This window comes from Sporosarcina cyprini, assembly GCF_022048975.1.
GTDB classification, from domain to species: domain Bacteria; phylum Bacillota; class Bacilli; order Bacillales_A; family Planococcaceae; genus Sporosarcina; species Sporosarcina cyprini.
This window is the reverse complement of record NZ_JAKMHX010000014.1, coordinates 24,916-49,112: the sequence shown is the minus strand read 5'-3', so window position 1 is coordinate 49,112 and position 24,197 is coordinate 24,916. Positions and strand designations below refer to the sequence as shown.

The following is a 24,197-nucleotide window of genomic DNA, read 5'->3' as shown; positions in this document are numbered from 1 at the left end:
GGTACATGGCAATGTGAGGGCTTTGGAAGTCCAGTAGCACCATCTTCCCATTGCTCCCGTTAAACATTGACAGCTGAAAACAGGAACCCTACACTTAAAAAGACAATAGTTAGCTGGAGGGCACCAATGACAAACCATCCTTTTATTCCGATTATTATCGGAACAGACATAAATGCATATAATATGGCCATTTCTTTTCATGAAGAGTATGGCATCCATCCGATTCTAGTCGGCAAGGAACCGTTATCTTTTACAAATTTGAGCACAATTCCCCAAGTGATCGAATACAATGCGCAACTTGGCGAAAAAGAAGTGTTCGTTCGTTTTCTGAAGGAAGTGGCGGCAAAATATCGTGAGCCGGAAAAGAAGTTGATCCTCATCGGGACGAACGATTTGTATGTCCGAATGATCATTGAAAATCAGGAGGCGCTCCGGGAAGATTACGTATTTAATTACATCCAGGAAGATTTGATGAACCAACTGCTCGTCAAAAAGAATTTTTACGAGCTTTGTGCAGAGCATGGCATTGATGCGCCTGCAACTTATTTCCACTCCTGCTTAGAGGACAAGCCGTTTGAAGAGGAAGTCATGTTCCCTGTCATCATTAAACCGAGCAATGGCGTTCTCTATTATAAGAATCCATTCCCGGGAATGCAAAAAGTGTACAAAGTGGATTCCTATGAAGAAATTCAAAAAGTCATCCAGACGATAAAAGCGAGCGGGTACACAGAAGATCTCATCATCCAAGATTTTATTCCTGGTGATGATACGTATATGTGGGACTCGGTTTTCTACATAAACAGCAAAGGTAATACGGAATTGATCACGTTTGGACAAGTCGTCCTGCAGGAGCATACGTTGACGGCGATCGGCAATTATACATCAGTCATCACCCGGTACAATGAGGAAATGATGCTGAAGCTGAAAGATTTCCTGGAAGCTCTGGATTATGTGGGCTACGCAAACTTTGATTTGAAGTATGATCATCGTGACGGGAAGTTTAAAGTGTTCGAGGTGAACATTCGCCAAGGACGCTCCAGCTATTACATCACGTCCTGCGGACATAACTTGGCACGGAATTTTGTCGACGACTTGATTTACGGTAAATCAAAGCCGCTCACTCTTTTGAAAGAGAAATTTCTGTTTACGGTCGTGCCGAAAATTGTCTTGCGCAAATTTGTTGATAACCCGGACGTCCGTGAGGAAATTAAAGAGCTGCTCCGGCAGGGCAAGTATGCGAACCCTTTATTCTATAAGCATGACAAGAGCTTCAAACGGAAATTATATTTGTTCATGCGCCAGGTGAACTACTATAAAAAGTACAAAAACAATACATGGTAATCAAAAATCCTCCTACTCGCTCGCGGGCAGGAGGATTTTTACTTTAGGTGAAACGCTCGACGAGCTCATGCATCCGTTCCGCCTCGCTGTGCAATTCCAAGGAAGAGTGCATAATGCTTTCAATTGCGTTCTTCTGTTCATCGACGGAAGCGTTAATCTCCTCTGTGGCAGCAACGGACTGGGCGGCTACCGATGCAATTTGGGAAATGGCCTGCACGACGACTTGCCGGTTATCATCCATCATGTTCATGTCCTGCTCCATAGCGGAAAGCAAGGAGGAAATATCATGAAGGGAGGATGACAGCATATCGAACGCAGACTTAGTTTCATTAACAAGATCCGCCTGACCGATTGCCAACTTCAGCGTCTGTTCCATTTGCTGCTCGGCAGACCCTGTGTCTTGTTTAATATGGGACAGTAAATCCCGAACCCGATTGGTCGCATCATTCGTTTCCTCCGACAATTTCTTCACTTCATTCGCAACGACGGCAAAGCCCTTGCCATGCTCGCCAGCCCTGGCAGCTTCGATGCTGGCATTAAGAGCCAGTAAATTGGTTTGTTCCGAGATGGCAGAAATCGTTTGGACGATTGCCTGGATCTCATTCATGCGCCGTGCCAATTGGATGAAATTATGCTGAAGTCCATCAATTTCATGGCGGAATGATTCTGAGTTCATTCCTAGCTGTCCCACCTGTTCTGTACCTGACTTTTGGAGTTTGGTCATGTCATTCATTTCCGTAAGGATTTGCGCATAGCGGGTCGTGGTTTGGTTGATTAAATCAGATAGATGCTCGACTTTTCCGATGGCGGTATCCGCCTCTTCCGCCTGGACGATAGCCCCCTTGGATATTTCATTGATGGCATGGTGAATTTCATTCGCTGCAGCTGTCGTTTCTTCTGTAATGGCGCTTAACATCTCGGAAGAACCTCGCATTTTGATCGAGGAATCACGCGTATGGCCAACCATCTCGTTTAAGCTTTCTTTCATATCGTTCACATTAGTGGCCAGAATGCCGAGTTCATCAGACGTGCGGACCGGGATGGAAGGGCTTGATAATTTCCCTTCAGCGATATTGGAAGTCATATGCATAATTTTTCTAATATAGCTTGTCATCCTGCCGGAGAAGAACCAGAATAACCCGATGCCGATGATCAAGGCAATCAAGATGGTGCCTAATGTAAAATAAAGGACCTTTTGTGCACCTGCATTAAAATCCATTTCATAGGTTCCCGCTGCAATGATCCACCCCCAATGTGGATCGACCAGACTGTATGTGATTTTGGGAGCGACGATATCAGGATTTGTCGGAGTCGGCCAATCGTATTTTACAAATCCTCCTCCTTCTTGCGCTTTCTCGATCACTTCTCTTATAAAATAACGGCCGTCGTCGGACTGGAAGTCATAAATATTGTCCCCTTCCATGCTTGGGTGTGCTTCCAGAAGGCCATCTTCAGTGATCGCATAGAAATAAAAGTTCTCGCCATATTTAGCTGGATTGGTAATGGAGCGCTTTCCATTCGGACTCCTTTTGCCGATCATTATTTCACGGGCTATCTCCTGTGCCTCGTTCAATGTAAGACGGCCATTCTTCACATCATTGTCCAATATGCCGATCATATCGACGATGGCGTACGTCCCATTTTCCAAACCAAGCTGCCCAACCTGATCCAGTTCTTGTTTGGCAATAAAGTAATTTACAATACCCACACCGAGCAATGGAATTAAAATGACCAGCGCACCTAAAGCAACCAATTTATTACGTACGGAATGCCTCATCCCTCAGTCTCCTTCCTAAATCATACATATTTAGGTCTATACTTTATATATCGCACTAATTACCTAAAATTGAAGAGTTTAGAATGAAAATAAATTGAATTCAATCTTTTCTACAAACCGTTGAAAAGGTTTACAGGAATAGTAAATGAGGAATTACATAAAGGCAGATTTGTTAGGAGGAAAAAGTAAGATGAGAAAGATCGAAGATATTCAATTTGACAGAAAACGTGATAAAATCATTGATACATTGGTCGATAATGGCATATTTAAAGTGAATGGAAAGCAACTGTATGAATTGTCCTTATATGAATTGATGAAACAATATATGAAGAAAGTAAACGACTAAACGAGGGGTTCGGGGTGATGGAATGTTAAACGAAGCATTGCAGCAGCTTAGCCAGAAATGGCTCGAAGAAGCGACAATCCGCGATATGCAAACGAAGATGAATGAGGGACAATTGACATCCGAGGAATTGACCTTGCTCTATTTAGATGCGATACGTCAAAAAAATAATGAATTGAAGGCAGTACTGGAGATCAATCCCCAGGCGTTGCAGTCAGCATGTGCGCTCGATGAAGAAAGGAGAGAGAAGGGGCCTCGTTCTCTTCTGCATGGGATTCCGGTTTTATTGAAAGACAATATGAATACGGCAGATGGAATGCACACAAGCTGCGGATCCTTAGCCATGCAGGATTTTCATGCGGCGGAGGATGCGTTTTTAGTATGTAAGCTGCGCGAAGCGGGTGCTGTCATTCTCGGCAAAACGAATATGACGGAATGGGCGAATTTCATGTCGGATCGCATGACGAATGGATGGAGTTCGCGAGGCGGGCAGGTGCTGAATCCGTATGGCTCGTTTGATGTGGGCGGGTCCAGCTCGGGATCAGCGGCGGCAATCGCTGCAAATATGGCGGCAGTTGCAATTGGTACGGAGACATCTGGTTCGATCATTAATCCATCTGCACAAAATGCATTAGTGGGAATTAAGCCAACCGTCGGAATGATCAGCCGCAACGGCATTATTCCGCTATCATTTACACAGGATACAGCAGGGCCGATGGCAAGAACTGTGGAAGATGCCGCCATCACATTTGGCGTCCTGGTCGGCTATGACAAAGCTGATCCCATTACGAGAAAGGCTGTGCGTTACCAAGAGACGGACTGGCTGTCGGCTTTGCGCAAAGATGCGTTGAACGACGTTCGCATTGGCATCCCGCGGAAAATCTTTGAGCGTGAAATTTCATCTGAGCAAACTGATTTATTCAATCAGGCATTGGAACAATTGAAACTGGCCGGAGCCATTATCAAAGATGATATTGATCTCGGGGCAATGGAGGATGACCTCGGCTACGATGTGCTCCTATATGAATTTAAGGTCGCGCTGAACCAGTATTTGGCCCAAACGCCGGACACGAATAAAATCCGTTCATTGAAAGATATTATTGAATACAATACAAACCACCCGGATGAGACCCTTCGTTTCGGACAAGTGATGCTGGAGAAAGTGGAGAGAACGAGTGGAACGCTAACCGAGCCAGCATACTTGGAAGCGCTTTTGCGCAATCGGCATTTAGCGAAGGAAACAGCTCTCGACAAAGCATTGGATGAAAATGAAATTGATGTGCTCGTCCTCCCGCAGGATCATGGATGCAGCTTCAGTGCGGCAGCCGGATATCCCGCCATTACGGTGCCGTCTGCCTTCACAGAAAAAGGGGAACCGTTCTGCCTGACGTTTTGCGGACCGGCCTTTTCGGAGTATGATCTCATCGGTTACGCCTATGCATATGAACAAAAGATTCAGGGAAGAAAAAAGCCAAGTGAGATAAAAGCGAGCTCCAGTAAGGAAAGTAGTTGAAATGTAATCAAATCAAGTCCATTATTAACTAAGAGGAATATTGGAAAGCGGGGATGCACATGTCCTTTTTAGATAGAATGGACGATGAAATCAAAAGAAAATGGAAGTTTGCCGAGGCAACGCCTATTCAAAATCAGATGATACCTGAAATGTTGGATGGGAAAGACATTGTTGCCGAGTCGCCGACAGGAACCGGAAAAACACTTGCCTATGTGTTACCGATTCTGCAGCAAGTGGACGGCTCGAAACAAAGAACGCAAGCCCTCATTATGGCGCCTTCACAGGAATTGGCTATCCAAATTGTAAATGTCATCCGAGAATGGGTGGAAGGTACCGATATTACAGTAACTCAATTGATTGGCGGAGCCAACATGCAGCGCCAAATCGAACGTCTGAAAAAGAAGCCGACGATTGTAGTTGGAACACCCGGCCGTCTCGTCGAACTTGTAAAAGCGAAACGATTGAAGATGAGCGACATCGAATACATCGTGTTGGATGAAGGAGACCAGTTGCTCTCCAGAGATTATCGCGTACTCGTGAAAAACTTGATCGAAGCATCCAGCCCGAAACGTCAAGTCATTGTCGTCTCTGCAACCATTACGGACGAAATTGAAATCGTCGCCAAAAAACTGATGGACGATCCAATCCGTTTGCAAGTGTCGATCAAAGATATGCCACTCACAGGAAATGTCGTCCACTCCTTCATCAAAACAGACGCCCGCGACAAAACGAATTTGTTGCGCGGGCTTTCCCATGTAGAAGGAATCCATGCCCTGGCCTTCATGAACAATGTCGACCAGCTCCGCATGAAAGAAATCAAACTACAATACAATGAAGCCCCGATTGCCGTATTGTACTCGGATATGCGTAAATTCGAACGGCAAGAAACATTGGAGGCCTTCCGAAAAGGGGACATCCACATCCTCATCGCTACGGACCTGGCAGCCAGAGGGTTGGACATCGATGGATTAACACACGTCATCCACGTCGACGTGCCGCATACGATTGAACAATACTTACACCGGTCGGGCCGCACAGGCCGTGCCGGACAAGACGGCGAAGTCCTGACGCTGTTATCCTATCCAGAAGAGAAGGACTACCGAAAACTCACAAAAGAATTCAAGCCCGTTCAGAAAATCTGGTATCAAGGCAAGCTGATGGAAGGCAACGCAAAAACAAAAGCCCAGCCATCCAGCCAAAAAACAAACGCAGGTAAAGCGCAAGGCAAGAAAAAACGAAAATAAGCAGGAAACAGGAGGCCTGAGAGGGTCTCCTTTTTGATTGGGTGGGTCGATTAAGCTTGGGGAATGCTTGTATATTTAGTTAAGTGCTCGTTTAAACAGGGGAGTGCTTGTATATTTTCGAACCGCTCGATTACGTTGGGTAACCGCTCGTACGTTTTCCTTTGAACCCTAGCTGTGACTGCGGCCCTAGCTGATATCTCGAGAAATTCCGAACCGCTCGATTAAGTGAGTTAACCGCTCGTATATTCTCCGTACCTCTCGATTAAGTTAGTCAACCACTCGTATATTTCCCAGACCGCTCGATTATGCAAAAGACCGCTCGTATCTGGTTCCGAACCTCTCGTATATCCTCGCGAACCGCTCGTATATTTTCCACGCCTTTTATTAGCAACTGGAAATCAAAGATGATTCTCGTTTTATATGTTGTTTAAGCTTAATGTCCGAACCGCTCGTATTAGTGAGGTAACCGCTCGTATATTCTCTATACCTCTCGAATAAGTTGGGCAACCGCTCGTATAATTCCCAGACCTCTCGATTATTCAAATGACCGCTCGTAAGTGGTTCCGAACCTCTCGTATATCCTCGCTAACCGCTCGTATATTTTCCCGCACTCTCTATTAACCGGAGAATCCAATAAAAAAAGACCGAACAATGTCGGTCTTTTTCTATTACAATTGCGTCAAAATGATTGGTTCGTCTTTGGTGACGATGATGGTGTGTTCGATTTGGGCGACGAGTGATTTGTCTGGTGTCGCGAATGTCCAGCCGTCGCTTAATTCGACGATATGTTCAGCTTTTTCCGAGATGAAGGGTTCCACGGCGAGGACCATTCCTTCTTTCATCAAGGCTTTGTCCCATGCATCATAGTAGTTCAGAATATGCTGGGGCTCTTCGTGCAAGGATGTGCCGATTCCGTGGCCCGTTAAGTTTTTGATGACGGTGAGGCCGTGCTCTTTTGCTTCACGCTCGACAGCCTTTCCGATTTGATTCAGACGGGAGCCGGCTTTGACTTTTGTCATGGCGCGATCGAATGAAGTTTTGGCGACGTCGCACAGTTTTTGTTTTCTTTCATCCGGGGTGCCGACCACGAAGGAGATGCCGGTGTCAGCAAAGTAGCCGCCGTATGAGCCGGATACGTCGATGTTGACGAGGTCGCCGTCTTGGATCACTTTGGAGCCTGGAATGCCATGCGCTACTTCATGGTTGACGCTGATGCATGTGTACCCAGGGAAATCATACTGGTCGATTGGAGCTGAGACTGCGCCTTTTTCTTGGAACAGGCGTCCGCCGAGTTCGTCCAGTTCTTTTGTTGTAATGCCAGGGACAGCTGCTTCTTTCATGGCTTCCCGTATTTCAGCGACAATGCGCCCTATTTTTTTCAACGCTTCTATTTCTTCATTTGTTTTTACTATCATCGTTTCCAAGTCCTTTCTTCCGCCTTACTTTTCCATCCACTACTATATCATACGATGGGAGTTCGCAAAGCGATGATGCTTTTTTTATTGTATGCAAAGGGGGCTGTCTTATCTCAGCACCTTTACCCCTTGGTATACATTCCAAACGATGATTACGAGTGACAGGACGCCGTAAACAGCCATGAAGAGGAATGGAACCAGGCTCCAGAAATCAAATTGGCCGGTCATTAAGCTGGTCATTCGATTCTCAAAGGAGACGAGAGAAAGAGACAGGATGACGAACCCTGCAATAAGGACGACAACAGGCGCCAAATGGGAAATCAATGAACGTTTGGCGTGTGTTTTCACTTCCCGGTCGTTTGTAATAAAGTAAACGATGACGGGCAGTAGAAGTGGTGCGAAAAAAATACTGAAATAGCATAGAGCGGAAAGGATTTTATTATTGTCCATGGAAATACCTCCGTTAACAGAAGACTTAGAGAATAAACGCTTCTTCTAATCATCTTGTTTATAAGTCATTTATCATATACAATGAAGTCGACAATTGAATTACAAGACCACAAGGGGGGCCCTTTGGCTGAGAGTGGACATTTTGTCCTGACCCTTCGAACCTGTAAGTTCATACTTGCGTAGGGATGTGGATGGAAACTGACATGATCTGATGTCTCGGTTCTATCCGGGATGTCTTTTTTTTGTCTGCCCGTATCCCTCCAAAACTAGGAGGAGGAGAAGTAGATTGGATCGTAAACGTCTACAGTTGTTGTTGGAAGTTGCAATACTTGGAGCACTTTCTTTTGTGCTCGACAATCTTACATTGTTTAAGATGCCCCAAGGAGGGTCCGTGACTCTTTCCATGCTGCCGGTCATCATTATGGCATATCGTTGGGGGATAGTTGGAGGAATGTTAACGGGACTATTGACTGGGATTCTACAAGCGATTATAGGAGGCTATGTCATCCACCCAGTTCAAGCCTTCCTTGACTACTTTGGTGCTTATACATTCGTCGGGCTGGCTGGAGTCACATTCGGGTGGCTTAATAAAAGCAGAAAGGCCGGCAAGAAAGGTTCCATGGCAGCTGCAATCATTGTAGGAACCGTCTTGGGAGGTCTTCTCCGATATATGGCACATGTGATCGGCGGCGTGGTATTCTTTTCTGAATACGCCGGAGATCAGCCTGTCTGGATATATTCGCTTGTATATAACGGTTGGTACATGATCCCATCCATTATCATCTGTGCGGCGGCTGCTGTATTATTGTTCACAACTGCACCGCGCCTCATACAACGCACATAGAAAAAATGCCGCTCTTCTACAAAGGAAGAGTGGCATTTTTATTCCCTTTTCATCTCTCTGACAAACAGGAAGCTTGCTGCCAGCACGGCCGTCAAGAAAATGGCGGCTGCCGAAACGAACAATTCCTCCGTCCCATTTTTCACAGCAATTCCGATGAAACTCCAAATGAAGATCAGATTACATACATAATCTCTGTGGTGGTACATAAAATGTAACGCGCCAGCTGTTGCCACCGTCATGTAAATAACCGTCCAGAGGGGGTCACTTAAACCCCAGCCGCTCCATTCATGAAGCATTAGCAAATAGCTAAGATTGGTAATCCATCCGAATGAAGCCCAGGCAAGGAACGCGGCAATCGGTACACGGCCGGTTATTGTGTTCTCTCGTTTCGGGTACGTGAAGTAGAGGAGCAATAACAGGACCACCAACATGCTTTTGGCTAGAAGCGCCCAGCTAAACAATTCGAAATGCCATAACAGGATCCAAGCGATTTGAGAAGCGCATGCGGAAGTGAAAAGTACAGTTCTTCTTACTCTCAGACGTTTATCGGAAGTCCCTTTGAAGATCCAGTAAAAGAGCAACCCGTAAATGACGCCCCATATGATGAAGACATAGTTAGCCGGAATAAAAAGAACGGGGATCCGATTGGTAATTTCAGTTGTTGTACTTCCATTGATGGAGACGAAGTTCCCGATAATAGTCAATAGGATGAGTGCAAGCAGGGAAAGCGCCATAATAAGTGATTTTGCCATACGTAATCCTCCTATCCCTAAGTATACAGAGGAATGAGCAAAAGTGCCCGTGAAAGTATGAAGATTCCTTAACAAATCGTTTATTTCGATTCCCGAATATTCATGGTATAATAAAACCGGAATTGTTGAAAAAATAACTAAATGATTTGGGGGAAATGACGTTGACTAAATTAGCATATTCTCAAGTATGGGATCTTGATGTGTTTTTTAAAGGGGGCAGTGAGTCGGAAGAACTTCGCTCGCATTTGGACGAAGCATCGAATAAAATAAGTGTATTGGAAAAAAGCATTGAGGCTTTCCAGACACCGAATTCAAAAGAAGATGCCGATCGGGTTCTGCAACTGCTTGAAGAGGTAAAAGACACGACGTTGCATTTGAGACAAGCGGGAGCTGTTATCGGATGCTTCCTCGCAGCTGACACGACAGATAAGAAAGCGCTTGTACTGCAAGCGGAAACCATGTCTTTAAGCGCACGATTTGCTACAGCTGATCTTGGGCTGCAACAAAAGCTAGCTCAAACGGAAACTGACGTGTGGGAGCAATTGCTGCAGACAGATCAATTGAAAGACTTCACTTTCATCCTTAACGAATGGAGAGAAGAAGTGAAGATGAAGCTGTCTCAAGAAGAGGAAAGCCTGATTACAGCTTTGAGCGTGGACGGCTACCATGGATGGGGTCAGTTTTACAACCAATTAGTCGGTGATATTAAGGTTAAGGTGACGGTGGATGGTGAAGAGAAAATTCTATCGGTTGGACAAGCAAACAATTTAAGCTCTCATGAGGAGCGTGCTGTCCGGAAGACTTCATTTGAAGCTTTAGAGGATATTTGGACAGAAAAAGAGGACTTCTTTGCAACGACGTTGAATCATTTAGCAGGCTTCCGACTTGCCACGTATAAAAAGCGGGGATGGGATTCTGTCTTGATGGAACCGTTGATGCGCAACCGCATGAGTCAGGATACACTCGATGCTATGTGGGGTGCCATCAGTGCGAATAAGGGACCGTTCGTAGATTATTTAAACCGGAAAGCTGAATTGCTTGGAACCGACAAAATGGACTGGTTCGATTTAGATGCACCGGTCACTTCTTCTACAAAGAAGATGGAGTACCAGGAAGGTGCGGAATTTATTTTAAAGCATTTTGGCGCATTTGGTCCTGAGCTGGAAGCTTTTGCACGCAAAGCATTCGAAGATAGCTGGATCGAAGCAGAGGATCGTCCGAATAAACGCCCTGGCGGTTTCTGCACAGGTATGCCGATTTCTGAGCAATCCCGGATTTTCATGACGTACAGCGGCTCCATGTCGAATGTTGCTACGCTGGCACATGAACTTGGGCATGCGTTCCATTCGTACGCACTTCGTCCGGTCCATCCATTGAACCGCCAGTACGCTATGGGCGTTGCCGAAACGGCATCTACGTTCGCCGAGATGATTGTGGCGGATGCATCCGTGAAGGCTGCCGAAAACACAGAAGAAAAGATCGCATTGCTTGAGGATAAAGTCCAGCGCAGTGTCGCGTTTTTCATGAATATTCATGCTCGTTTCTTATTTGAAACAAGATTTTATGAGGAGCGTAAGAATGGCGTTGTACCGGCTTCCCGATTGAACCAACTGATGTCAGAGGCACAAGAGGAAGCATACGGTGGTGCACTAAGCACGACGCATCCTCATTTCTGGGCATCTAAGCTCCATTTTTATATTACAGGAACGCCGTTCTACAACTTCCCTTACACATTCGGTTATCTGTTCTCGTTGAGCATTTATGCTAAAGCGCTGGCAGAAGGGGAAGGATTTGAACAGAAGTATATTGCATTGTTACGTGACACAGCAGTCATGTCTGTTGAGGATCTTGCTATGAAACACCTTGGCGAGGATATTACAAAGCAGGAATTCTGGGCGAAGGGCGTAGCGCTGTGCGTGAATGATGTGGAGGAGTTCTTAAATCTAACTGCCAAGGAAAGGTGAATGGTCATTGATACTGCTTGAAGGGCAAACATGTTATTTACGGATATTAACGGAAGAGGATGCGAGTATTTTTACCGAGTTGCTCATTGCAAACAAAGAATACTGGACAGTGTTCGAACCGCGTCATGATAAGAGTTATTACTCGGTATCTGTTCAGCGTGACAAGATTCGGGAATCTCTCTATCAGATGAGGGATCGTCGGGAATACAATTTCGGTATATTCGACTCGGATACGAGCCGGCTTATCGGTCATATATCCCTTTATAGTATTAAAAGATTGCCTTTTTCAAGCGGTTTTGTAGGGTACTCGATTGATGAAAGGGAGACGGGAAGAGGTTTAGCTACGGAAGCGGTCAAAATCGTGACAAAGTTCGCCTTTGAGACGGTTTCCCTTCATCGAGTCGAAGCTTTCGTTTCTCCCCGAAACTTCGGGTCGGTCAGAGTGTTGGAAAATGCGGGATATACAAGAGAAGGTTTATTGCGCAAGCTGCTGTTCATTAATGGTGTTTGGGAAGACCATTACATGTACGCTATGCTGGAAGATGAGTATTGAAAGGGCAAGGCCGCATTGCGGAAAATCCTTTCGAAAATGAAAAGTCGATTCCTGTAAAAAAGGAATCGACTTTTTCATTTCCCGGGAAATATCGTGTCATTGTTTGGCGGCAAGTTCATAGCCGTCAACGATCATATCAAGCAAACCTGTGTCAGGATGAGCGACAAGGCCGTGAACAGGCACGCTTTTATCCATCAGTGGGTGATTGCGGACAACGTCTACGCTTCGTTTTACACTTTCAGTTACATCACTGAATCCGCGCAGCCATTCTTTCATATTAATACCAGAATATTTCAATGTAGAGAACAGGCTTTCATCGACACCCCGATTGACCATTTTAGAGACAATGGAGTCTGTATCGATTGAGCTCATGCCACAATCATGGTGACCGATGATATATACTTCATCCGCTCCTAATTCGTAGACAGCAACCAGAATACTTCTCATGATGCCCCCAAACGGGTGGGTGACGACAGCGCCGGCACTTTTAATTATCTTTGCATCACCGTTTTTTAAATTCATCGCTTTAGGGAGTAATTCCGTCAATCTGGTATCCATACAAGTTAGAATTACAATTCGTTTGTCAGGAAACTTCGTAGTCTCATATTGCTCATATTGCTTCTCGTTTACAAACTCTCTGTTAAACTCTAGAATTTCAGATAAAATGGTCATAATACAGCCTCCGTTCTTCGGAAAAATAAGTTTTTTATAAAATAAAAGAGTCGCCTATTGGCAACTCTTATTTCACGTCTGGTTTCGGGTCGATCTTCTCAGCATCTGAAGAATTAAGAGCCCTTCCAAGGTAGTGCATTGTAAAGTATGCAGCGATTCCGAGGACGACCATATAACCGATGACTGTTGTAAACATTAAGCCCATCTTCAAGACCCCTCTCTATCAATGATAGTTCCATGCAACCCCTATTATACTACAAAAGATAATTTTTATTAAGTGTTGTTTCCAAGTAATTGTGGCGTATTTTAGAAGGCCCAGTTCCCATTACGGAAGATTGGATCAGTAGTGCCGTCCTCTAAAATGCCGTCAATGTTCATCTCCGCTGAGCCGATCATGAAGTCGACATGTGTAATACTTTGGTTCAACCCATGCTGATGCAATTCTTCGGTAGACATTGTCTTTCCGCCTTCAATACAGAATGCATAGGCACTTCCGATTGCCAAGTGGTTAGATGCATTTTCATCGAACAGAGTATTGTAGAACAGTAAACCGGAATTTGAAATCGGTGAATTATGGGCAACAAGTGCAACTTCTCCAAGGCTCTTGGCACCTTCATCTGTGTCGATCAGGCGTTTTAAGACATCTTCGCCTTGTTCTGCTGACACTTCCACAATTTTACCATCCTTAAATGTCACTTTGAATCCGTCAATAATATTACCGCCATAGCTCAATGGTTTTGTATTGGTGACATAGCCATTTATGCCATCCTTATGCGGAACAGTGAAGACTTCTTCCGTCGGCATGTTGGCCATGAACGTATTTCCTTGTTCGTTGATACTGCCGGCACCGCACCAAATATGTCCTTCTGGAAGATCAATCTTTAAATCTGTATTAGGCGCTGTGTAATGCAGCGTCTTATATTTCTTTTCATTTAAATAATCTGCTTTCGTATGGAGCGTTTGATCGTGTTGCTTCCAAGCTTCTACTGGATTTTCTACATCCGCGCGGACTGCTTTGAAGATAGCATCCCACAGCGCATCAACCTGCTGGTCTTCCGGCAGTTCAGGGAAGACTTTAGCCGCCCAATCCTTTGAAGGAGCCGCGATGACAGTCCAGCTAAATTTGTCGGCCTGCATCATTTGACGATATTTGTTAAGTGCTTGGCCAGCCGCCTTTTGCGCATCCGCAATACGGGATGGATCAATGCCTTTTAAAAGGTCAGGGCTTTGAGAGACAATGCTCATGAAAGCGGCACCATTTTTCGCAAGCGTTTCACGTTCTAAAACTTTCCATTCCGGAAAATCGGAGAAGGAATCAGCAGGTGCTTTTTCATACCGCAACCGAGCTATTTTATCATCGGCCCAGTCAACGATCACATGGCGCGCACCGGCATCATATGCCTTTTCCACTACCAATCTCACGAACTCTGCAGTTTCGATCGAGGCGCTTATGTATAACGTTTGATCGGGCTGGATATTGACACCTACATTAACCGCTAAGTCAGCGTAGTTTGCCAGTTTTTCATTAAAAGTAGACATAATATAAAAACTCCTTTCAGTCTTTGTAATTATTCTACCAATTCAATATGCCCTAGAGCAAATATTAATTGTGAAAAAGGAATGTACATGGAATAAATATTTCAAGAATGTTACTGAAGTTATCTAAAGAACTCGCTTAAAATGTCGAAATAAGAAGAAGTAGATAGGTAGATATGGGAGGTACAATTATGGATTTAACAACGGTATTTGGATTGATACTCGGAGTTGTGGCATTGTTGGTCGGTATGACGTTAAAGGGTGTCACTCCGGATAACCTGGTGAATGTGGCTGCAATCCTCATCATCATTGCCGGAACGGCTGCTTCTGTTGTAATCGCGTTCCCAAAGAGCGAAGTGAAACGGATTCCTAAACTATTCGGTGTCTTGTTCAAAGAACAGAAGCTCACTTCAGATGCAGACCTGATCCGGATGTTTTCCGGCTGGGCGGATATTGCAAGACGGGAAGGGCTGCTTTCCCTCGAAGCGAAGGCAGATGAAATTTCAGATCCTTTTTTGAAGAATGGGTTGGGCCTAGCGATTGATGGCCAAAACGCTGACTATATTCGTGATGTCTTGACGGAAGAAGTGGAAGCGATGCAGGAGAGACACTCGGCAGGCTCCCAAATATTCAGCCAGGCGGGCACATATGCACCGACACTCGGTGTACTTGGTGCGGTTGTTGGTTTGATTGCTGCTTTGAAAAACATGAATGACATCGATGCACTTGGCCATGCGATTTCCGCTGCGTTTGTCGCGACACTACTTGGTATTTTTACGGGATATGTTTTGTGGCATCCGTTTGCAAATAAATTGATACGTAAGTCTAAAGAGGAAGCTAGACAAAAGATGATGATGATCGAAGGAATCTTATCGGTTCTTGAAGGGGAAGCACCACGTGTAATCGAACAAAAATTGGCCTCATATCTATCCATGGAAGAACGTCGCAAACTGGCTGCGAAAAATTCAGAAGGCAAGGAGGCTGGCCAGGTTGTCGAAGAGACGTAAGAAAAGGAAAAGCGAAGAGGGACATATTAATGAATCTTGGCTATTGCCCTATGCGGATCTATTAACTTTGCTTTTAGCGCTGTTCATCGTGCTATTTGCATCCAGTTCAGTGGACGAGGCGAAATTTAGCCAAATCTCCTCCGTTTTCAACGAAATTTTCGATGGCGGGCGTGGGGTGATGGACAACTCCTCCCCAACGACTGTACCGGTTCCAAAAGACCAGGCAGGGCAGGAGAATGATAACTCCTCTTATTTGGAGGACCAGCGTTCATTAAGTGAGATCCAAGATAAACTGGATGAATATATCGCAGTTCATGAGTTGGAGAATCAATTTCAGACCAAGCTGACGGATGAAGGACTGCTCATCACTATCCGTGACAGCATTTTGTTTGAAACGGGAATGGCGACGATCAGCCCGCAATACGAAAATCTTGCGAAGGACATCGGCGACCTGCTTGTGTTTGAAAAACCGAGACAAATCGTTATTACAGGCCATACGGATAATATTCCGATCCATACCGCCGAGTTTGATTCCAACTGGGATTTGAGCTCGATGCGGGCCTACAACTTTTTAAAAATCTTAGTACGCGACAGCAACCTCGACCCTCGGCTGTTTAGTACAAAAGGATACGGTGAATTCCAGCCGATCGCTTCAAACGATACGCCGGAAGGCAGAAGCAAAAACAGACGAGTCGAAGTGTTGATCCAGCCACTAGTGCTGAAAGACGGTACTCCGGTTGAATAAAAAGCTTACGCTGCCCTTGCTAGGGTGCGTAAGCTTTTTTTCGGGATAAAAAATGGGCCGCCCATAGTGCGTCATGCACAGGGGCGGCCCGTCTTGCTATTCACGAAGTGATCCAAGTTCTGCAGCAATTGCCTGCATTTCATTTGGTGAGAATGTATCCCGTTTCATGACCATTTCGTACATATAGTGAAGATCTTCGTAACGTGATGTGTTGAAGTTTTCAGCTTTCATCGCATCAACATTGACCATACGGAGTTTTTCTTTAATTTGCTCCACCATGTATGAAATATTTTCTTGTGTCGGGTTTGATAAATCCATGTGGTTGCCTACCTTTCTTCAGCTTAGGATTTATCATTTCATTATTTTGACGTTGTGTCAACAGCTGATGATTTGCCCAACCGCTCCGCTTCTTTTTCTTCTTTGATTTTCGCTTGGAAGCGTTTTGTTTCCATTACGATAACTCCGGATAGACCAAGAAGACCGATTAAGTTCGGGATGGCCATCAGACCGTTCAATACATCGGCAAGTGCCCAAACTGCTTCAAGACTAATGACGGAACCTACGAAAATGAATAGTACAAAAATAACGCGATAAGCGAAAACTGCCTTGTTGTTCGGGAAAAGATATTGGAAGCACTTTTCACCGTAGTAAGACCAACCAAGAATCGTAGAAGTAGCGAAGAAGATTAAACCAATCGCCACGACAATCGGACCTGCGCTTCCTAAGAAAGAGCCAAAAGCTTCAGCTGTCAGTGAACCGGTTGCTACGCCTTCTTGCCATTTATTTGACATGACGATCGTCACACCAGTAATCGAACAGATGATAAGAGTATCAAAAAGGACTTGTGTCATGGAAATGAGAGCTTGACGCCCTGGCATATCCGTACGCGCTGCAGCAGCGGCAATAGGAGCTGAACCGAGACCTGCTTCGTTGGAGAAGAGACCACGCGCTACTCCAAAACGGATGACCGCACCAATTGCTCCCCCTGCGACAGCTTGTCCTGTAAATGCATCCTTGAAAATCAATGCAAATGCACCTGGTACCAAATCGAAATTGAGAACAACAACTATTAATCCTGCAATGAAATAAAATAATGCCATGATCGGAACGAAGAATGCAGTAACCTTACCGATTGATTTAATTCCGCCTAAAATAACGAGTGCTCCGAAAAGAAGAAGCCCGATTCCAGTTGCATAGTGAGGTACGTTGAAAGTACTGGCCATAACGTCAGCCACAGCTTTCGACTGGGTACCATTCCCGATACCGAAGGCAGCAAATGCTCCAAATACGGCAAATAGTACACCGAGCCACTTCTGTTTCAATCCATGCTCCAAATAATACATCGGCCCGCCAGCCATTTGGCCTCTCGAGTCCTTCACACGGTATTTGACCGCTAGTATAGCTTCCCCATATTTAGTTGCCATGCCGAAGAATCCGGCGAGCCACATCCAGAAGATCGCGCCTGGTCCGCCTGCTGCGACCGCGCCGGCAACTCCGACGATGTTACCGACCCCAACGGTAGCAGCCATCGCTGTCATGAGTGCCTGGAATTGCGAGATATCCCCATCAGCTTTCTTATCATGTTTCCTTGAAAAAACTTGCCTTAAGGAATACGGCAATAGCCGTACCTGTATAAATGCGAGCCTTGCTGTCAGGAAAATACCTGTACCGACAAGGAGGATCAATAGTGGTGGTCCCCAAACCAATCCACTGATCTTGTCTAATGCACCTGCGATTGCATCCATCTCAATACCCCCGTTTTTTCTAGTTTATTTTGCTCGTGAAATATACCCCAACCTCTCATTTCCCCCTTTATCGACTCCCTCTCAAAGCATCCTCACTTTGTATTAACAAACTAATAATAACTAGTTCTATTGTTAATATTCCGAAACTTTAACGCGTTAGTCAAGTACTTTTTTTACTCCATGCGAAATTTGTTTGTTTTCGGCTAGAGAGGGTATAATAATATATGCAAAACTAGTCGGAATTGGAGGTATTAGAGTGAGCAATAGCAAATTTGGAAGGTTCATTTTATTTGGAGCTCTAGCCGGAGCAGCAATCAGCCTGTTCGATCGGGCGACCAGACAACATATGGCAAAAACGACAAAGGATATGGCTGCCGAAATCAGTTATTATTCCAAAAACCGTGATGTCTTGATGAGCAAGATACAAGAAAAGAAAGAGAAGTATCAGTCGGTATACGAACAGCTTGCCGGTGATGCCTCCTATATAAAGCAGCAGGTGGAAGAGCTGAAAGCATTGACACCGCAAGTAAAAGAAGTTGTCATGAACACGAAGGATGCCGTCGTTGAATCAAAAGATGAAGTGAAGGAAATTGTCCAGAGTGCGAAAGAGGATATGACAAAAAAGTAAAAGGCTTTGAAAGGAGTGAGTCTAATGTGAAGAACGAAAATCAGACTTTCAAAGCAAGCAAGCCGGTTTATGCCGAACAGGATAAAAAAGATGGATTCATGAAGGATACGAAAGTCATGAATTTCTTGGACGATGTGAAAGAAGGAGATTTACAAAAGTTTGATGTGACGACGGCAAACGGATTTTTTAAGGAATTAGTAGTCAGAATAAAGAAAGTAGATGTAACCGGTCTCGGTTCTCAACTTGCTTTCTTTTTTCTGTTGTCTATGTTTCCTCTATTAATCTTTCTAATTACGTTGTTGCCTTACTTGAATTTGGATGAATCGCAAGTGTTCCTTTTTGTCAGGGAATATGCACCAGACAGTGTTTATCAGCTAATCAAAAGCACAATTGATGAGATACTGAAAAACCGGAACGGCGGTTTATTATCCATTGGATTGCTCGCAACCATCTGGTCCGCCTCTAAAGGGATGAATGCGTTGACTAAAGCATTAAATAGATCTTATTTTGTTGAGGAAACAAGATCTTTCCTCGTGGCTAGAGGTATGTCAGTGGTGTTCACCATCGCATTGATCGGCGTTTTGATCGTTGCACTCGTTCTGCCGGTTTTCGGCCAGCAAATCGGAACGCTGTTGTTTTCCTATTTTGGACTGGAAGAAGGATTTATGAAACTGTGGGGAAGTTTACGATGGATTTTACCCCCAATCCTTATTTTCATCGTTTTCTCTGCCACTTATTGGGCAGTGCCAAACATGAAAATCCGTCTGAAGAGCGTTTTTCCGGGAGCTTTGTTTGCTACTGTCGGTTGGATTGTAGCGTCACTAGCCTTTTCGTTTTATGTAGGGAATTATGCAAACTACTCCAAAACGTACGGCAGTATCGGGGCAATCATTGTTCTCATGCTTTGGCTCTATTTCTCCGCAATCATATTAATGCTTGGAGGCCAGTTGAACGCTGTATTGACTGAACGCAAACAAGCGATCATCGCAAAGAAAAAAAGCAATGCCATCCACTAAGGCATTGCTTTTTTCTCTGTCTGATTGATAGATTCTATGTGGATTGTTTTATGACTTGTTCATCGGATTCAGCATCCGCAGGCCATTCAAAATAACAAGGATCGTGCTGCCTTCATGGCCGATAACGCCAAGAGGCAAATCGACGACCTGCATGAAGTTGGACAAAATGAGCACCACGATGACCGAAATGGAGAAAAACACATTTTGCTTCACAATTCGCTGCATTTTACGGGATAATTTCACGGCATACGCTAAACGGTTTAAATCGTTTTGCATAAGTACTACATCGGCAGTTTCGAGTGCGACATCTGTTCCATCACCCATCGCGATGCCAGAAGTGGCAGTAGCGAGCGCTGGTGCATCATTGATGCCATCACCGACCATTCCGACTGTACCGTATTCGTTCAGCAATTGTTTTATTTCTTCTACCTTTCTTTCCGGCAGACATTCAGAGACATATTTTTCAACACCCGCTTCCTTGGCGATAGCGGAAGCAGTCAATTGGTTATCACCTGTTAACATAATGGGACTAATGCCAAGCTGTTTTAAATCCCGAATGGCTTCGGCAGCTTCTGGACGCAATGTGTCACGAAGAGCCGCACAAGCTACAATCCCTTCCTGGTCTTTCATGTAAATAACAGTTTTTCCTTCACCGGCCAGCTTCTTTGCCACGTCTTCCTTGAAACCATGGACGGCGTCTTCACCGACAAATCGTGGGTTTCCGACTAAAAACTCATCAGCTCCAACGAACGCTCGGATGCCATAGCCAGGTACGTCTTCAATATGGGGAGCGCGGGGGATCTGAACCCCTTGTTCCACTGCATATTTTGTAATGGCCATCGCCAAAGGGTGATTGGATTGTGACTCAATCGCCGCCAGTAAGGCAAGTACTTCCTGTGGGTCTTTGCCATTTCGTACAATAAAATCTGTTACTATCGGCTTGCCTGTTGTTAAGGTGCCTGTTTTATCAAAAGCAATTGCTTTCAATGAGCCGACATGCTCAAGGTGCAATCCTCCTTTGAATAAGACACCGCGTTTTGCCCCATTAGAAACTGCAGCGAGCGTCGCGGGCATAATGGAAGCAACAAGTGCACAAGGAGAAGCTACAACGAGCAGGACAATCGCCCTGTAAAATGTCGTTGTCCAATCCCACCCGAATAGGAAGTGGGGAAGGACCATCATAATGAGCACCGTAGCAATGACAACTTTTACATAAGTCCCTTCAAAACGTTCAATGAATTGCTGGGAAGGGGATTTTTCACTTTGTGCATTTTGGACAAGCTGAATGATCTTCTGGAACAATGTCTCGGAACTTGGCTTCGTCATTTTCATCTGAATGGCTCCGCTCATGTTGACCGTTCCGGCAAACAGCTCATCGCCTTCACCCCTCGAGACAGGGACAGATTCTCCATTGATAGCGGACATATCCACCGATGTCATGCCGGACACAATGATGCCGTCAACCGGGATGCGCTCACCTGGTTTAACGAGCAGCAAGGAGCCCACGGAAAGGGAGTCGGTGGATACTTGAGATACAGCTCCTTCTGCATCTATCAGCCAAGCAACTTCAGGCTGCATACCCATAAGGGCGGAAATTTCTTTATGACTTTTATTTAGGGTATACGTCTCCAAAGCACCACTTACAGCGAAAATGAAGATCAGAATCGCGCCTTCTGCCCAGTAGCCAATTACGGCAGAACCGATTGCTGCGAAAACCATTAGCATCTCTACGTTGAGCTGCTTATCCTTAATTGTCTCTTCAATGCCTTCCTTCGCTTTTGCAAAGCCGCCGATTAAGAATGCAATGATATATAGAATAATAGAAGCATTTTCCATGCCTGATTTCCCTATAGACCAGGCGATGGCGATTAAAAGACCGGATAATAGGGCGGCGAATAATTCTAAATGGGCAGTCCACTGAAAAGAAGTGGATTCTTTTTCGATAGGTTGAGTTGTCAAACTAAGCACCTCCTAATTGAGAATGTTTATCAAGTTGAATACGATAAGGAATTTATTTTAAACCTATAAAATAATAGGTGACAAGGTTATTGGTTAGTTAATGATAATAATTATGATGTTATAATAATTATTATCTGTTAGTAGTATAGCATAGCAAACTATGAAATGTTACCAATATGCATAAAAAAGAATGTAAAAAAAGACAGCAGTATCTAGCTGGAGATACTGCTGCCTTGTCATCTTATGCAAATACTTTTTCTTTGTATTGTGCGAGTTTATCAAGTGAGGATTTATCTACATCGGCATGCAGACTATTGCCATGTGAGTCCATCGTCACAACAGCTGTGAAATCTTCTACACGCAAATGCCACATGGCCTCTGGAATGCCGAACTGAAGAAGATCGACACCTTCAACAGCTTTAATGCAGTCCGCATAATATTGTGCGGCCCCGCCGATCGCGTTCAAATAGACGCCACCGTGCTCCTCTAATGCTGCCAATGTTTTTGGTCCCATTCCGCCTTTTCCGATGACAGCCCGGATGCCAAACTTCTTCATGATATCGCCTTGATAAGGTTCTTCACGAATGGAAGTAGTCGGGCCAGCGGCTTTAATTTCATAAGAACCATCTTCGTTCTTCAAAACAACCGGTCCACAATGGTAAATGATTTGTCCGTTCAAGTCGACCGGAGAATCGTTATCTGATAAATATTTGTGGATGGCATCCCGGCCCGTGTACATGCGGCCGCTGATCTTAACGACATCTCCGACTTTCAAATCACGGATTTGTTCTTCGGTGATAGGTGCTGTCAGTTCCACGACTCTGGAAGACGACTGGACAGAATCATCTTGCGCCGGCTCCTCAAAAGTTAGCTTGTCGCCATCATTATAATGCCAGTGCTGAATTTCGCCGGTATTCGCGTCGATGTCCACTGCCATCCGACGGTATGCCCAGCAATTGTACGCAACCGAAACATAAAAGCTCGCTGGAATGCGATGCATGACACCGATTTTACAGCCAAGCAGCGTCGCTTCGCCGCCAAAGCCCATCGTGCCGATGCCAAGTGTATTGGCTGTTTTTAAGATGTAGCGCTCTAATTCCGCAAGTTCCTGAATCGGATTAACATCGTCCACTTCACGGAAGAGCTGTTCTTTGGCCAAGTCGTAGCCCGATGACCGGTCGCCGCCAATTCCAACGCCGATAAATCCTGCAGAACAGCCTTGCCCTTGTGCTTGATAGACAGAATGCAAAATGCATTTGCGAATCCCATCCAAGTCGCGTCCGGCGCGGCCAAGCCCTTCCAATTCAGCTGGTAGACTGTATTGAATATTTTTATTCTCACAGCCGCCGCCTTTTAGGATGAGCTTCACTTCAATATGATTCTCTTCCCATTGCTCAAATTTCACGACAGGAAGGCCAAGACCCAAATTGTCGCCGCTGTTTTCACCCGTTAAGGAATCAACCGCATTTGGACGCAACTTGCCGTCTTTCGTCGCTTGTTCAATTGCCCGGCGGATGGCCGCTTTGATTTCCAGTTGATTTACACCGACTGGCGTCTTAATTTTAAAAGTAGGCAAGCCTGTATCCTGACAGATCGGAGAAAGCTTCTCGTCCGCCATATTAATATTTTTCGCTATCGTATCAAGACTCATGGCCGCACGCGTACCGGCATTCTCGAGTTCCCTTGCCGCTTTTACCGCTCTGCGGACATCCTTCGGCAAGTTTGTCGATGTTTCGCAGACAAGTTCATACATGCTCTTTTCGAGATTTTCTATGTACATTCAAATTTCCCCCTGCTTATTCAGTTGTCTGTTTTAAGCTGTTCCATCTGTTTTTCGAGTTCGTCAACTAATTGTATCAGTTGATCAATTTCTTGCAGATCCGCCGTTTCAGGCTCAATCGATTCCAATTTTTCAAGGAATTGATGAAGACGGCTTTTTAACTGATCCACTTGTCCATTGTTTTGTGGATGATTCAAGCGAGACACCTCTTTTCATTCATTTCTATCCTATATGAAAACGCCGAATTGTTCAATGTCCTCTCGATGAGAGCTGTCAGGTGTTTTTATGGTTAGGTGTAGCTTTTATGATATTATGCGTTCCTTGGTAGTTGGTTATGCTTGGTTTGGAGTGGTAAAGGTGTGTGTTGATGTGTTATGCGCGGGTGGGGAAGCTGCTATCCGATGGAAGTTTGTTAATGAAGTGCAATTCATGGTTATTCCTTGTTTGGCCGTTTGTGTTAGTTAATAAAAGAGGTTTACAGTAGAAGGTCTTCGGAAGTCTGGAAAGGGATAGGATAGTTAGGTTTTTAATTCGCCAACATGGCAGTGGAATTGCCCGTTTATAATTTGGTGATGCCGAGCGGGGCAGAGATATGTTTAGTGATTATAATCGATTAGAACTAGGAAGTGCGAGTTTGAACATAGGTAATACATTATAAATGTGAGGGATGCGAGCTGTACAATGCAATGCTCATACAGTGTTACACATAGCGCCTCCTTGATTACCACCACATCAATGATATAGGAATTTAGAATTAAAAATAATCTAATTGTTTGAAATATAAAATCTTTGTGTTATACTATGTTTAATCAATCGTAAAGGAGGCCGTAGGAGTAGAGACGAATCACATCCTGATGACAAAGGAGGGGATCCGTGAACGGACGGCAGCAATTGCACCGGCCGACTACGACAT

The 24,197-nt window shown here is 44.8% G+C and carries 23 protein-coding genes and 1 riboswitch; of the genes, 11 read left to right on the top strand and 12 right to left on the bottom strand.

Translation table 11 applies throughout. The annotated features are described in order from the left end of the window. Nucleotides 1-126: 126 nt before the first annotated feature. The gene (locus L7D49_RS03410) at nt 127-1,341 is read left to right on the top strand and encodes a carboxylate--amine ligase (protein ID WP_238079414.1); all 1,215 of its coding nucleotides are present in this window, start codon (nt 127-129) and stop codon (nt 1,339-1,341) included. Between the two features lie 43 nt (nt 1,342-1,384). Here the strand turns inward: L7D49_RS03410 and L7D49_RS03405 are convergent, their stop codons facing one another. Continuing rightward, the gene (locus tag L7D49_RS03405) at nt 1,385-3,118 is read right to left on the bottom strand and encodes a methyl-accepting chemotaxis protein (protein ID WP_238079413.1); all 1,734 of its coding nucleotides are present in this window, start codon (nt 3,116-3,118) and stop codon (nt 1,385-1,387) included. A 190-nt stretch (nt 3,119-3,308) separates the two neighbouring features. Here L7D49_RS03405 and L7D49_RS03400 point away from each other — a divergent pair, with 190 nt between their 5' ends. From L7D49_RS03400 to L7D49_RS03390, 3 genes are read left to right on the top strand one after another with little or no spacing between them, the layout of a single operon-like run. After that, a complete protein-coding gene (locus L7D49_RS03400; RefSeq protein WP_238079412.1) occupies nt 3,309-3,464 on the top strand; it encodes a Fur-regulated basic protein FbpA in 156 nt (51 codons plus the stop codon). 22 nt (nt 3,465-3,486) lie between these two features. Continuing rightward, nucleotides 3,487-4,974 (top strand): amidase family protein, encoded by a 1,488-nt coding sequence (locus tag L7D49_RS03395; RefSeq protein ID WP_238079411.1) that lies wholly within the window; start codon nt 3,487-3,489, stop codon nt 4,972-4,974. Nucleotides 4,975-5,033: 59 nt separating this feature from the next. Further along, entirely contained in the window at nt 5,034-6,218 is a 1,185-nt protein-coding gene (locus L7D49_RS03390; protein WP_238079410.1) for a DEAD/DEAH box helicase, read from the top strand. Between the two features lie 668 nt (nt 6,219-6,886). Here L7D49_RS03390 and map read toward each other — a convergent pair. Together map and L7D49_RS03380 are read right to left on the bottom strand one after the other, a co-directional pair. Continuing rightward, the gene (map, locus tag L7D49_RS03385) at nt 6,887-7,633 is read right to left on the bottom strand and encodes a type I methionyl aminopeptidase (RefSeq protein WP_238079435.1); all 747 of its coding nucleotides are present in this window, start codon (nt 7,631-7,633) and stop codon (nt 6,887-6,889) included. Between the two features lie 108 nt (nt 7,634-7,741). Beyond that, the gene (locus L7D49_RS03380; RefSeq protein ID WP_238079409.1) at nt 7,742-8,083 is read right to left on the bottom strand and encodes a magnetosome magnetite crystal formation protein family; all 342 of its coding nucleotides are present in this window, start codon (nt 8,081-8,083) and stop codon (nt 7,742-7,744) included. Between the two features lie 102 nt (nt 8,084-8,185). Continuing rightward, nucleotides 8,186-8,286, top strand: a riboswitch (TPP riboswitch). An 83-nt stretch (nt 8,287-8,369) separates the two neighbouring features. On the opposite strand from L7D49_RS03380, the gene thiT reads away from it, so the two are divergent. Further along, entirely contained in the window at nt 8,370-8,927 is a 558-nt protein-coding gene (gene thiT, locus L7D49_RS03375) for an energy-coupled thiamine transporter ThiT (protein WP_238079408.1), read from the top strand. 38 nt (nt 8,928-8,965) lie between these two features. On the opposite strand, the gene L7D49_RS03370 is transcribed toward thiT, so the two are convergent. Continuing rightward, nucleotides 8,966-9,679: a tryptophan-rich sensory protein gene (locus L7D49_RS03370; RefSeq protein ID WP_238079407.1), complete on the bottom strand. Its 714-nt coding sequence runs from the start codon at nt 9,677-9,679 to the stop codon at nt 8,966-8,968. Between the two features lie 161 nt (nt 9,680-9,840). Between L7D49_RS03370 and L7D49_RS03365 the strand changes: the two genes are divergently transcribed. Together L7D49_RS03365 and L7D49_RS03360 are read left to right on the top strand one after the other, a co-directional pair. Beyond that, nucleotides 9,841-11,643 (top strand): M3 family oligoendopeptidase, encoded by a 1,803-nt coding sequence (locus tag L7D49_RS03365; RefSeq protein ID WP_418895846.1) that lies wholly within the window; start codon nt 9,841-9,843, stop codon nt 11,641-11,643. Between the two features lie 7 nt (nt 11,644-11,650). Continuing rightward, the gene (locus tag L7D49_RS03360; protein WP_238079405.1) at nt 11,651-12,196 is read left to right on the top strand and encodes a GNAT family N-acetyltransferase; all 546 of its coding nucleotides are present in this window, start codon (nt 11,651-11,653) and stop codon (nt 12,194-12,196) included. 96 nt (nt 12,197-12,292) lie between these two features. Here L7D49_RS03360 and L7D49_RS03355 read toward each other — a convergent pair whose 3' ends face one another. The 3 genes from L7D49_RS03355 to L7D49_RS03345 all read right to left on the bottom strand — a co-directional run bounded on the left by L7D49_RS03355 (nt 12,293) and on the right by L7D49_RS03345 (nt 14,407). Beyond that, nucleotides 12,293-12,868: a beta-class carbonic anhydrase gene (locus L7D49_RS03355; protein ID WP_238079404.1), complete on the bottom strand. Its 576-nt coding sequence runs from the start codon at nt 12,866-12,868 to the stop codon at nt 12,293-12,295. Between the two features lie 67 nt (nt 12,869-12,935). Next, nucleotides 12,936-13,073, bottom strand: a complete 138-nt coding sequence (locus L7D49_RS03350; RefSeq protein WP_238079403.1) for a hypothetical protein — start codon at nt 13,071-13,073, stop codon at nt 12,936-12,938. Between the two features lie 101 nt (nt 13,074-13,174). Next, nucleotides 13,175-14,407, bottom strand: coding sequence for an aminopeptidase (locus L7D49_RS03345; RefSeq protein ID WP_238079402.1), 1,233 nt, complete (start codon nt 14,405-14,407; stop codon nt 13,175-13,177). A 188-nt stretch (nt 14,408-14,595) separates the two neighbouring features. On the opposite strand from L7D49_RS03345, the gene motA reads away from it, so the two are divergent. Then, the gene (motA, locus tag L7D49_RS03340; protein WP_238079401.1) at nt 14,596-15,411 is read left to right on the top strand and encodes a flagellar motor stator protein MotA; all 816 of its coding nucleotides are present in this window, start codon (nt 14,596-14,598) and stop codon (nt 15,409-15,411) included. Next, nucleotides 15,395-16,156: a flagellar motor protein MotB gene (gene motB, locus L7D49_RS03335; protein WP_238079400.1), complete on the top strand. Its 762-nt coding sequence runs from the start codon at nt 15,395-15,397 to the stop codon at nt 16,154-16,156. The genes motA and motB overlap by 17 nt, the downstream gene beginning before the upstream one ends. Before the next feature lie 96 nt (nt 16,157-16,252). Here the strand turns inward: motB and L7D49_RS03330 are convergent, their stop codons facing one another. Then, a complete protein-coding gene (locus tag L7D49_RS03330) occupies nt 16,253-16,474 on the bottom strand; it encodes a DUF1128 domain-containing protein (RefSeq protein ID WP_207963085.1) in 222 nt (73 codons plus the stop codon). A 41-nt stretch (nt 16,475-16,515) separates the two neighbouring features. Then, complete coding sequence (locus tag L7D49_RS03325) at nt 16,516-17,901, bottom strand: alanine/glycine:cation symporter family protein (protein WP_238079399.1); 1,386 nt, start codon at nt 17,899-17,901, stop codon at nt 16,516-16,518. A 256-nt stretch (nt 17,902-18,157) separates the two neighbouring features. Between L7D49_RS03325 and L7D49_RS03320 the strand changes: the two genes are divergently transcribed. Both L7D49_RS03320 and L7D49_RS03315 read left to right on the top strand, forming a co-directional pair. Further along, entirely contained in the window at nt 18,158-18,529 is a 372-nt protein-coding gene (locus tag L7D49_RS03320) for a YtxH domain-containing protein (RefSeq protein ID WP_238079398.1), read from the top strand. A 26-nt stretch (nt 18,530-18,555) separates the two neighbouring features. Then, nucleotides 18,556-19,545, top strand: coding sequence for a YihY/virulence factor BrkB family protein (locus tag L7D49_RS03315; RefSeq protein ID WP_336246368.1), 990 nt, complete (start codon nt 18,556-18,558; stop codon nt 19,543-19,545). Between the two features lie 48 nt (nt 19,546-19,593). On the opposite strand, the gene L7D49_RS03310 is transcribed toward L7D49_RS03315, so the two are convergent. The 3 genes from L7D49_RS03310 to L7D49_RS03300 form a co-directional block, all read right to left on the bottom strand. Continuing rightward, nucleotides 19,594-21,504, bottom strand: a complete 1,911-nt coding sequence (locus L7D49_RS03310) for a heavy metal translocating P-type ATPase (RefSeq protein ID WP_238079397.1) — start codon at nt 21,502-21,504, stop codon at nt 19,594-19,596. A 241-nt stretch (nt 21,505-21,745) separates the two neighbouring features. After that, nucleotides 21,746-23,284: a fumarate hydratase gene (locus L7D49_RS03305; RefSeq protein ID WP_269135843.1), complete on the bottom strand. Its 1,539-nt coding sequence runs from the start codon at nt 23,282-23,284 to the stop codon at nt 21,746-21,748. Between the two features lie 20 nt (nt 23,285-23,304). Then, nucleotides 23,305-23,481: an SE1561 family protein gene (locus tag L7D49_RS03300; RefSeq protein WP_238079396.1), complete on the bottom strand. Its 177-nt coding sequence runs from the start codon at nt 23,479-23,481 to the stop codon at nt 23,305-23,307. Nucleotides 23,482-24,197 lie beyond the last annotated feature (716 nt).